Source organism: Flavobacterium sp., from assembly GCF_046296355.1.
Taxonomy (GTDB): Bacteria; Bacteroidota; Bacteroidia; order Flavobacteriales; family Flavobacteriaceae; genus Flavobacterium.
In genome coordinates this window covers 24,830-36,182 of sequence record NZ_JBKBLM010000032.1, presented here as the reverse complement: position 1 = coordinate 36,182, position 11,353 = coordinate 24,830, and the positions used below count along the sequence as shown (strand labels likewise).

At 40.5% G+C, this 11,353-nt stretch carries 9 protein-coding genes; 3 read left to right on the top strand and 6 right to left on the bottom strand.

All coding sequences use genetic code 11. From position 1 onward, the window contains the following. Positions 1-174 precede the first annotated feature (174 nt). The gene (locus ACK4HO_RS11295) at positions 175-324 is read left to right on the top strand and encodes a hypothetical protein (RefSeq protein WP_409665876.1); all 150 of its coding nucleotides are present in this window, start codon (positions 175-177) and stop codon (positions 322-324) included. 209 nt (positions 325-533) lie between these two features. Here ACK4HO_RS11295 and ACK4HO_RS11290 read toward each other — a convergent pair whose 3' ends face one another. From ACK4HO_RS11290 to ACK4HO_RS11280, 3 genes are all read right to left on the bottom strand, one after another. Continuing rightward, positions 534-1,922 (bottom strand): serine hydrolase, encoded by a 1,389-nt coding sequence (locus tag ACK4HO_RS11290; protein WP_409665874.1) that lies wholly within the window; start codon positions 1,920-1,922, stop codon positions 534-536. Between the two features lie 67 nt (positions 1,923-1,989). Beyond that, entirely contained in the window at positions 1,990-3,462 is a 1,473-nt protein-coding gene (locus ACK4HO_RS11285; RefSeq protein ID WP_409665873.1) for a pyridoxal phosphate-dependent decarboxylase family protein, read from the bottom strand. Between the two features lie 395 nt (positions 3,463-3,857). Then, the gene (locus ACK4HO_RS11280; RefSeq protein ID WP_409665871.1) at positions 3,858-4,349 is read right to left on the bottom strand and encodes a hypothetical protein; all 492 of its coding nucleotides are present in this window, start codon (positions 4,347-4,349) and stop codon (positions 3,858-3,860) included. A 615-nt stretch (positions 4,350-4,964) separates the two neighbouring features. Here ACK4HO_RS11280 and pyrR point away from each other — a divergent pair. After that, positions 4,965-5,498, top strand: a complete 534-nt coding sequence (pyrR, locus tag ACK4HO_RS11275) for a bifunctional pyr operon transcriptional regulator/uracil phosphoribosyltransferase PyrR (protein WP_409665869.1) — start codon at positions 4,965-4,967, stop codon at positions 5,496-5,498. A gap of 87 nt (positions 5,499-5,585) precedes the next feature. Beyond that, on the top strand, positions 5,586-6,515 hold the full coding sequence (locus ACK4HO_RS11270; protein ID WP_409665867.1) for an aspartate carbamoyltransferase catalytic subunit: 930 nt from the start codon (positions 5,586-5,588) through the stop codon (positions 6,513-6,515). A 32-nt stretch (positions 6,516-6,547) separates the two neighbouring features. On the opposite strand, the gene ACK4HO_RS11265 is transcribed toward ACK4HO_RS11270, so the two are convergent. The 3 genes from ACK4HO_RS11265 to ACK4HO_RS11255 all read right to left on the bottom strand — a co-directional run bounded on the left by ACK4HO_RS11265 (position 6,548) and on the right by ACK4HO_RS11255 (position 11,305). After that, positions 6,548-8,818, bottom strand: a complete 2,271-nt coding sequence (locus ACK4HO_RS11265) for a DUF349 domain-containing protein (protein ID WP_409665865.1) — start codon at positions 8,816-8,818, stop codon at positions 6,548-6,550. Between the two features lie 182 nt (positions 8,819-9,000). Beyond that, complete coding sequence (locus ACK4HO_RS11260; protein WP_409665863.1) at positions 9,001-10,080, bottom strand: endonuclease; 1,080 nt, start codon at positions 10,078-10,080, stop codon at positions 9,001-9,003. Positions 10,081-10,084: 4 nt separating this feature from the next. Continuing rightward, positions 10,085-11,305, bottom strand: coding sequence for an RsmB/NOP family class I SAM-dependent RNA methyltransferase (locus ACK4HO_RS11255; RefSeq protein WP_409665861.1), 1,221 nt, complete (start codon positions 11,303-11,305; stop codon positions 10,085-10,087). Positions 11,306-11,353 lie beyond the last annotated feature (48 nt).

The following is an 11,353-nucleotide window of genomic DNA, read 5'->3' as shown; positions in this document are numbered from 1 at the left end:
TTGGAGTAGGGAGTTTTACACCTGACAGGTTTTAGAAACCTGTCAGGTGTTGCTTAACAAGGCATTCCGCTGAGTTGATAAGGCTTTCCGCCGGCGGAAACAGTCAAGAAGGTGGCGGAAAGGGTCAAGAAGGACGCGGAAAGAGTCAAGAAGGCGGCGGAAAGGAGTAAGAAGGTGGCGGAAAGAGGTAAAGGAACGGCGGAAAGGAGTAAAGAAGTGGCGGAAAGAGGTAAAGGAACGGCGGAAAGAACCAAAGAAGTGGCGGAAAGGAGTAAGGGAAAGGCGGAAAGAGGTAAAGGAATCGCGGAAATGAGTAAGGAGTAGGGAGTTGGTTTACACCTGACAGGTTTCTAAAACCTGTCAGGTGTTGCTTAACAAGGCACTCCGCTGAGTTGATAAGGCAATAGGGAAAAGAGTAGCCTGTAACAAGAAAAGGTGTAACAGTATAAATTGTTACATAAAAAATTGTTACATAGCGTGTAAAGTCACACTTAACCAAGCCTCAAAGGGTTTACGACTAATTTTCTAAACTCTTATTTAATCCGTTTGCCTTCAATCTTATTACCATTTTGCAATAAAACCAAACCGTTTATGGCGCCCGTTTCGTTGGGTACGAAGTGAATTTGGGCGTCGACTACTTTTAGGAAAAACTGGGTTTCGTTTTCGGCAAAAATCGGAAGCGCTTGTTGTCCGGTTAATTGCGCGAATAGTTGGTCTTTGTCGGTGGAGATGGTGATTTCAAATCCCGGTTGTATTTCGTATACGCCAATGAATTTTTGTAGTTGCTCGTTGGTTAAGGTAATTTCTTTTCTTTCCTTTTTGGTCGGCAACGGCTTGTTGTACAAAATACTTCTTAAGGAATTAATAGGAATGGCTACTTTGTCATGATTGCTCAAAATGATGATGGTTTTGTCATTGTCGAGGTGACGGTCGATATAGGTTTTATAGCCCGGCCAACCGCCGCTGTGGCTTGCCATCTTGCCATAATCGGGATGGTTATCTAACATCCAACCGAATCCGTATTTCGTGGCAGAGCCGTCGGCCAAAGTACCCGCCGTGAACACTTGTTCCATGCCGCTTTTAGACAACAGTTGGTTGGTATACAAAGCACGATCCCATACTAACAAATCATTTGCGGTGGAGTTCACGGTTCCGTCTCCAACAATCCCATCCATCCAAACCACCATTTTGGTTTCGGCCAAATCATCCGGAAGGACATGCTTTTTTAAATCATCCGAGTATACATAACCGTAGGCATAGTTGCTTACTTTTTTGGGTGCATATCTTCGGGTGTACACAAAAGTGTTGGTCATTTTTAAAGGGGTGAAAATGGCTATTTGCAAATAGTCCCCATAAGACATCCCGGAAGCTTTTTCAATGATGGTCGCCAACAAGGCGTAACCGGTGTTGCTGTATTCCCATTTGGTATTGGTGTCAAATACTAGTTTAGGTTGTTCTTTGGCAAAGATTTTAACAATATCTTTATTGGTTGCGATTTTACTTTTGTCAAATCGGGTTTCCATCAAGTCCATATAGTCGGGAAGTCCGCTGGTGTGGTGCACTAAGTTTTTTATGGTGATATTGTCATAATAAGCCAATTCGGGAATGTATTTCGACATTTTATCGTTAAGGTTCAGCTTGCCTTTTTCTTGCAGTATGGCAATGGCCATGGCGGTAAACTGTTTGGAAACAGAGGCCAATTCAAAAATAGAGTTTTCGTTGAGCGGCTCTTTAGTCTCTTCATTGGCTAAGCCAAAAGATTTTTTGTAAATCACCTTGCCTTGTTCCGCCACGAGAAAATTACCGTTGATTTTTTGTTGGGCATATAGGGCGTTGAGCAAACTGTCCATTCTTTTAACTCGGTCTTGCCCGAAGGTTAACTGGACGATTAAAAGTAGTGCGATAGTGATTTTTAGTTTCATGATTGATGATTTTTGAGTGTTGGTTAGTAAATGTATAAAAATTATGGTAAATGAATTTTTTCCTGCATTACTTAGTATTTATACTCATTTCATGCACTTTTCGCCCTTCTCGCACTATAATCTCCACCACTTCCTGTATGTCTTTTTCCGAAGTTCGGAAATTGACGATACAAGCTCTTAAACAGTATTTATCGGCCACAACGGCATTGGATAAAAACACTTCGCCGCCTTCTTGGAGTTGGTTTAATAAGGTTTGGTTGAGTTGGTTTAAATAGTCTTCGCTTGCTTCGCTTTGTGGCACATAGCGCAAGGTGGTGATGCTTAAGTTTTGGGTTACGGCTTCCAATTCGGGATGTGCTTTCGCTAAGGCAAATAACAATTCGGAGAGCGCGATGTCTTGCGCAATCATTTCCACATAACCTTTTTTACCCACTTGTTGCAACGCCATCCAGACTTTCAAAGCACGGAAACCTCTAGAGTTTTGGAAGCCGAATTCGTAGAAATTGGTCGCCGGTTCGTCCTCATGGTTCCCAAAGTTATAATACACTGGATGCGAACTGTAAGTGTCAATCAAATGTTGTGGGTTTTTGACCAAAGTGCAACCGGCTTCCAAAGGCGCATACAACCATTTGTGCGGGTCAAGCGCAATAGAGTCGGCTTCGGCTATGCCTTTGAACATGCTCTTGCATTCCGGTAAAACCGCAGCCGGAACACCATAAGCACCATCAATGTGGAACCACAAATCATGATCTTTGCAAATGGCAGCCAGTGTAGCCAAATCATCCACCACACCGGTGCTGACATCGCCTGCATTGCCAATTACCAGGAAAGGTTTTTGGCCGTTTTGCAAATCGGTAGCTATGGTTTGACGGAGTACGTCAGTATTCATTTTATTATCGGCATCGGTTTCAATCCAGCGAATTGCATTGGTACCGTGCCCAAAAAGCACCGCGGCTTTTTCTATCCAAGTGTGCGTCGCTTTGGAACAATAAAAAACCATTTGGCTATTCGACAAACCTTCTTCTTTTAAATTCTTTGGTGCTTTGGCAGTTCTTGCCGCCAAGAAAGCCGTGAAGTTCGCCATATTCCCGCCGCTGACTAATAGTCCGCCACAAGTAGGTGCCGCACCGATAAATTCGGTTAGCCATTTTACCGTTTGTTTTTCAATAGCCGTCGCCATCGGACTTAAGATATTCGCCCCAATATTCGGATTCACCGTTGCTGCTAAGAAGTCGGCAAGCGCCCCAATAGGCGTGGGCGAGGAAGTGATGTAACCAAAAAACTTCGGATGACCGTTAAATAACGAATGGTTGAGCAATAAATCGGAAGACCTCGTCATGATTTCAGAAGCACTTGCTCCGTTTTCGGGCAGAGAATCGTTCCCTAACAGTTGTAGTATTTGCTTGGGTGTTTCGCCTGTGGTAACCGGTTTTTCGGCAATAGTAGTAATAAATTGCGCAATGGTATCTACCAATTGGTATCCAATGGCTTTAAACTCGTCTTGACTGATTTCGATAGGAGAATTTCGGTTGTCGCTCATGGCAGTTGCGTTTGATAAATTAGTTTCTAAAACTTGATTCCTTAAATATAAATAATCTCGTTCAATGGAGTTCTTTTTTAAGTAAAAAATCCGTTTATCGGTGTAAATTTCAGTTCATTAGTCAACCCAAATGGATTTTATCGATTCTTACAAATTTAACCTATCGCTATTTACCTCAAAAGTCCATTTTGACCCTCGGGAGCCCCAGTAAATACAAGGCCTCAGAAAGTACCTGATGAGTTGATCAATTCATCAGGGAGATTTGTCCAATTCATCAGGCTCAGTTGATCAATTCGTCCTGATGATTTTGACGGTTCATCAGGCTCAGTTTTTTAGAGGGTGTAACGGAGCTGTTTTTTTGTAAGAATCGGGCAGAAGATTTGGCTGTTTCGCGGCTACTTTTCTTCGGCACTTTTCTTTTCCGAAAAATGCGTCAAAAAGGCTTTCCATTTTTCTAAATCGCCATCAATAATAAAAGTTTTAGGATTCTTAAAGGCAGCTGTTATAGCCCCAACGAAAGCACCTGCCGGAGCGCCAACAAAGATGCCAATTAATGCACCTTCAGCAGGGGTGTAACCAAAAACCCAACTATCAGGTTCAGCAGTAGCCGCTAGCAATCCGCCCACGATAACACTTCCGGTTAGGGTACCAATTAAGACGTTGTTGCCCACAGAGCGCTTGGTTTTAATGACACCAATTGTTTTTACCGGAATGTCAACGAAGACTTTGTTTTTTTCGAGACGCAGTATAGTATCATTGACCGCGAGAATAAAACCTTTGTTTATTTTTTTGCCATCAAGGTCAAAGACTCTGACAAACAATTTGTTTTGGGCGCTCATTGTACAACAAACCATCATAACAATAGAAAGTAGAAATAGTTTTTTCATAACTTAAGGTTTAAAGTTAATAGTAAAACTGTGTCTATGAAGGGTTGCTTAAGCCACAGCCATTACAACATCTATATAAATGTTATCAATAGCTTTAGTAGTTAAATGGTTAGGGAGGAATAAAGATAAGAATTATTTTAATGTATGCGTGTTTTAAGTTGTTTGAAAATAGGTGCTAAGAAGCTAAGGGACTAAGGTTCTAAGGTTTGAAACCAAAATAACTGAAAAGTAGCCTAAATTTCATTGTGCATAATTTTCAAAACGAAAAAGTATGCAACCATTTTGAGTGCATAATTTTCAAAACTAAAAAGTATGCAACCAATTTGAGTGCATAATTTTCAAAACTAAAAAGTATGCAACCAATTTGAGTGCATAATTTTCAAAACAAAAAAGTATGCAACCATTTTGAGTGCATGTTTGTCGAAACTGAAAAGTATGCACTCATTTCGTGTGCATGATTATCAAAGTGAAAAAGTATGCACAATGGTGTTACACAGAAATGCACTGACCACTGACCACTGATCACTGACCACTGATCACTGAACACTGTCCACTTCAAACAAATTTGCCTTGCTTAAAAAAAATACCTACTTTTACCACCCAAACAACACTACCATGAGTCAAAAAGTATTGCTCACTTCCAAAGAAGTCAATATCATACTCCATCGTTTGGCTTGTCAGTTAATCGAAAACCACCACGATTTTTCCAATACCGTTTTAATAGGCATACAACCGCGAGGCACTTATTTGGCCAATCGTGTAAAGGCTTTGTTGGAAAATGATTACCAAATTAAAGACGTAAAGTTAGGGTTCTTAGACATCACTTTTTTCCGCGATGATTTCCGTCGGGGCGAAAAGCAATTGGAAGCCAACAAGACCCAAATCGATTTTTTGGTAGAAGACAAAAAAGTAGTTTTTATTGACGATGTGCTATTCACCGGAAGAAGTATCAACGCGGCATTAACTGCTGTGCAATCCTTCGGAAGACCATCAGAAGTAGAACTTTTGGTACTCATTGATAGAAGATTCAGCCGCCATTTGCCGATACAACCCGATTACCGAGGTCGTCAGGTAGATGCCATTAATGATGAAAAAGTAATCGTGTCTTGGAAGGAAAAGGATGGGGAAGATGCGGTTTATTTGGTATAAAGTGGGAAGTACGAAGTGGGAAGTACGAAACACGAAGTTTAGCAGAGACAACAACATACAACATACAACTTAGAACATACAACAAAAATGTCCGAACTGTCAGTCAACCATTTACTAGGGATTAAATACCTGCAAAAGCAAGACATCGATTTGATTTTTGAGACGGCCGATCATTTCAAAGAAGTGATTAACCGCCCGATTAAGAAAGTGCCTTCGTTGCGCGACATTACCATTGCCAATATTTTTTTTGAGAACAGTACGCGTACGAAACTCTCTTTTGAATTGGCGCAAAAAAGACTGTCTGCAGACGTGATTAGTTTCTCGGCAGCGCAATCTTCGGTGAAAAAAGGCGAAACGCTAATTGATACCGTAAACAATATCTTATCGATGAAAGTGGATATGGTGGTGATGCGTCATGCCAATCCGGGTGCGGCTTACTTCTTGTCACAGAATGTTAAAGCCAGCATTATCAACGCCGGAGACGGTGCGCACGAACACCCAACGCAAGGTTTACTCGACAGTTATTCTATCAGAGAAAGACTGGGCGAAGTAGGAGGCAAGAAGGTCGTAATCGTAGGCGATATTTTGCACTCGAGAGTGGCTTTGTCTAACATCTACGCTTTGCAAATGCAAGGTGCGGAAGTCAAAGTGTGCGGACCAAAAACACTAATCCCAAAATACATCGAAAGTCTTGGGGTAACGGTAGAACCGAATTTAAGAAAAGCGCTTGAATGGTGCGATGTGGCCAATATGCTTCGCGTGCAAAACGAACGCATGGATGTGAATTATTTCCCATCGACCAGAGAATACGCCCAACAATATGGAGTAGACAAAGCGTTATTGGATTCCCTCAACAAAGAAATCATCATCATGCATCCCGGACCCATCAATCGCGGTGTCGAAATCACTTCGGATGTGGCGGATTCTCAACAATCGGTTATACTAGACCAAGTCGAGAATGGCGTGGCGATACGAATGGCGGTGATTTATCTCCTAGCTTCTAAAATACAGCAATAAAAAAAGCCTCGAATTAATCGAGGCTTTTTTTGTTATTCCGTTTTTATACTTCTGAGTTGTTTCAGCTTGTCTTTCAACGTGGCCAACTCTTCTTTTTTGAATTCGATGTTTTTCTTTACTTCTTTCACCATCGGGTTATCCGCTTTGGCTTTGGCGAAAAATTGGATGTTGTTCTCCAATTGGAAAATTTCTCCTTGTACTTCGTCAATTTTGCGCATCACAAATACTTTTTCGTTGTCTAATTTACGGGTATCTGAACTCGCCAAATGGTCTAACTTATTGGCATAACGCGCCATTTCGTTGTCTTTTTTGCTTAAGCTTAATTTTTCGAATAAAGCATCCAAGATTTTATTGAATTTCCCTTCAATATGACGACGCGCGAATGGCACTTTGCCATAGCTTTTCCAAGTTTCGATGTGGGCTTTGATGGCATCTAAGTCGGTTTTGTGTTCACCAACCAATTCAAAAGCTCTCAACGTTTCTAAGTATTCTTTTTTCTTTTCAAAAGCTTCTACTTCTTCTACATTCACTTCTGTTTTTTGCTCTTTCAATTTCTCGAAATACTCGTTACAAGCGGCTCTGAAATCGGCCCAAAGTTTGTCTGAGAATTTTCTTGGTACATGACCAATGGTTTTCCACTCTTCCTGAATTTGTTTCATTAAAGGCGTCGTGGTCGCATAATCGGTGCTTTCTTTTAACTCATTGGCTTTGGCCACCAACGCTTGTTTTTTAGAAAGGTTATCGTTTTGGTCTTTTTTAATGTCTTTGTAGAAAGAGTTTTTCAAGACGTTGAAACTTCTCACGGCGTTTTTAAAGGCTGTCCAAGTATCTTCATTGACTTCAGAAGGTACTTTTCCGGCAGCGAAGAATTGATTTCTCAAGGCTTCTACTTTTTCAATTTGGCCTAACCAAGCGGAATGTGCGTTTACTTTTTCTTGCGCCAACACTTCAATCTGAGCAATGATGTCTTTTTTCTTGGCTAAATTGGCCGTTTCTACTTCGCGCAATTGTTCGTATAAACCTTCGCGTTTGTCGTGCATTTGTTTGGTCAATTCACTGAATTTGTTCCAAATTTCCTCACGTTGGTCACGAGAAACCGGACCGATATCTTCTTTCCAAATGCGGTGTAAGTCTTGTAATTCGCGGAAAGCTTTGTTGATGTCTTCCTCTTGAGTCAATTCTTCTACACGTGCTATGATTTTTAGTTTTAGTTCTAAATTGTGTTTGAAATCCAAATCACGCGCTTCTCTGTCTAAGTGTAAAAAGTCATAGAAGTTTTCTACGTGGAAATGGTAATTGTTCCAAACGTGGTTGTATTTGTCTTTTGGAATTGGGCCTGCCGTTTTCCAACGCTCTCTGATTTCGTTAAAATGTTTCAACGAAGAGGAGATGCTTTCTTGGGTATTGATCAATTGTTTTAACTCTTCAACGATGGCCAAACGATTGTCTAAATTGGTTTTCAGACTGTTTTGTAGGCTTTTGAAGTGCGTATTTTTCTTTTCGCGGTATTGCGTATATAATTGGTCAAATTTTACTTTAAGTGGAAAATGATAATGGAAATCTTCTGTAGTATCAGGATTTTCAGCGTGGAATTCGTCTTTCTTTTCGTCAATAAAATGATAGTATTTTGACAAGAAAGCTTTTTTCAATTCTTCGACATGGTCTTTCACTGACATCACTTTTTCTACCACGACTAAATCACCTAACTCATCCACCAATTGCTCCATGGATAAAGTTTCGTAATCTAACATTGGAATATCGTGACGTTCTTTTAACGATTCATCTTCTCCTTCTTCCGCGTTCACTTCCTGAATGGCGTTCATGGCCACATCGCTTGCTGTCTCTATAACCGGTGTATCATCGGCTACTTCTTCGGGAGTCAATTCTACCGCAGTTTCTTCGACTTCTTCTGCAACCGGAGATTCTTCAGCTACTTCAGCAACAACCGCTTCAGGTTCTGAAACCACTTCAACGGTTTCTTCCACAAGTGCTTCTTTTTCAGCGGCTACTTCAATTTCGTCTTCTGTCAGTGCTTCGGTTAATTCCGCAACTTCTACTGGTTCTTCAATAGCTGCTTCCGGTTCTGAAACCACTTCTACAGTCTCTTCAACTTCAGTTTCTGTTGCAACAGCAATAGGCTCTTCCGCTTCTACAGTTTCTTCAACTTCAGCTTCTGCCAAGGCTTCAACTTCAGCTTCAACATCGGCTGTAACTTGTTCGTTTTCAGTAGTGGTCGTTTCCAATGATTCGTTAACTACATTTCCATCTGCATCTTGCAGGTTATCATTCTTTTCTTCTAACATTATATAAATGTTTTAAGGGTTACACATTAAGAGGGCGAAAGATAGTAAAGAAGCGTTAAAGTTCAAAGAAAATCAATGTTTTCTGCACTTTTATCCGTTGAAAATAACAATTTATTAAAGAGTGTAACCAAAAAACGCCGTTGAATTTCAACAGCGTTTCTCGTTATGATTTAGTGGTGAATTTAGTTTACCAAAACTTTTTTGGTTACCGCATCCGAACCTGAAGCTATTTTTAAGAAGTAAAAACCTTTCGGTAAATTGCTGATTGTATAGGTATTATGGCTCATTACCGGGTTTTTAATTTGTTGCAATACTTGTCCGTTTATGGTAGTAATTTCGATGGCATCCAATGAAGTTGCAGACTCAATGTTGATTACATCAATAGTTGGATTTGGGTATACTACTACGGCATTTAAATCTTCAAAAGTGTTAGTTGCCAGTGGTAAACCCCAAACTTGCGTCACATAATTGTTATTGTCAATGTATGGATTTCGGTTGTTTTGACGGGCATAAATGGCATTATTACGGTCGATTTCTCTTTGACTTACCGGATCTAGAGCGTTCCAGGTTAGTAATACGTTAAGCGATTGGTTGGTAAAAACCTGAGTGCTTGTTCCGTTAAACATAGTAAAGCTCCAGCTTGCTACTTGGTCTTCATAACGGGTGGCAAAATACAAAAGCATACGAGCGATGTCACCTTTGAACTCGTCAATAGGTTCAAAAACAGTTCCGTTGTAACCTGCAGAATAACCTGAATTTAAGTTGGAACCTCTTTTACCGCCATTGCTATAAGTATTATTGGCTACATTCACTTTGCTAAAAGGCAAATCGCCTCTTTGGGCATTTACATATTTATCAGAAGGCACAACAAAATGCGCATCAGAATACATAGGCGTTGAAGAACCAAAGACAGATTGCGGAATGATGTGTTCACGGTTGTATCTTTCACATTCATTATTGCCTAGAGTTCCGTCGTCTTGTAAACCGCCACCGTAGATGAATTCACATTCGGCTCCGGTTGGATTTTCGGTATACATATCGAGCATAGAACCATTGTTCTCGTAATAACTATCGATATCAGAAACGGCATAAGTAACGTATAAACCCGCATAACCACGGTCGTTGTGATCGTTTATGATGTTAAAAAGTTGTGTTTTTAAGGTGTAACCGGTTCCGGTTGCCGTATTGTAATATCCGGTTGGTATTTGGGCAAAGCCACATAAAGCACTACTTAATAATAAAAGGGTAAAGATTTTCTTCATTTGTTTATTCTTCTTTTTTTCGTTCTAGTAAAGCCATGTAGAAACCATCGAATCCGGTGTCTTGGGCTAAGATTTTGGTGTCATGTACAAAGGTAAATGATTTACCGATTTCGGTGGTTAAGAAACGCTTAACTTGTTCCTGATTTTCAGAAGGTAAGACCGAGCAAGTGGCGTAAACCAATTTCCCTCCGGGCTTTACGATTTTAGAATAATTCTCTAAAACTTCGGCTTGTACTTTTCTGATGTTATCGATGAATTCAGGTTGCAGTTTCCACTTGGCGTCGGGGTTTCTTTTTAAAACGCCTAATCCGCTACAAGGTGCATCAATTAAGACTCTGTCGGCTTTTTCGTGAAGCTTTTTGATAACTTTCGTTGAGTCGATAATGCGGTATTCTATATTGAAAGCGCCGTTTCTTTTGGCTCTTAATTTTAATTGTTTGAGTTTGCTTTCATACAAATCCATGGCGATTAATTGCCCTTTGTTTTGCATAAGTGAAGCCATGTGTAAAGTTTTTCCACCGGCACCTGCGCAAGTATCAACGACTCTCATTCCGGGTTGCACATCGAGAAAAGCGGCTACCAATTGAGAGGAAGCATCTTGTACTTCAAAGAAACCTTCTTTGAAAGCATCGGTTAAGAATACATTGGCTCTTTCTTTTAGGACTAAAGCATCGGGTTGGTCTTTTAAAAACTCGGTTTCGATATTTAAATCCATTAAAATGGCGCGCAGTTTTTCTTTGGTAGTTTTTAGCGTATTAACTCTCAGAATCACTTGGGCTTGTTTGTTTTGGGCCGCAATTTCTTTGGTCCAAATCTCTTCGCCTAATTCTTTTACGCCCAATTCATCCATCCAATCCGGAATAGACTCGCGCATTTTTCTGATTTTGGACAATTCGTCAAAACGCCCTTTGATTTTACGTTCCGGTGTGCCTTCCAATTGGCGCCAATCGGGAATCGGGTAACCGCGAAGGACTGCCCAAACGGCAAAAATTCGCCACAATTGGTCACGGTCTAAAGGTTCTTTTACATCAGCAATTTCCATGTAAAGTCTTTTCCAACGGACAATTTCGTAGATGGTTTCGGCCACAAATTTACGGTCGGAACTTCCCCAACGTTTGTCCTTTTTTAAGGCACGAGCTACCATTTTATCGGCATATTCGCCTTCGTTGAAAATGGCGTTTAAAGAGTCAATGGTGGTATAAACTAAATTTCGATGTAATCGCATGTTGTAAAAAAAATAAGCGTGCAAAGATATTCCTTTTTTGTTATCCAA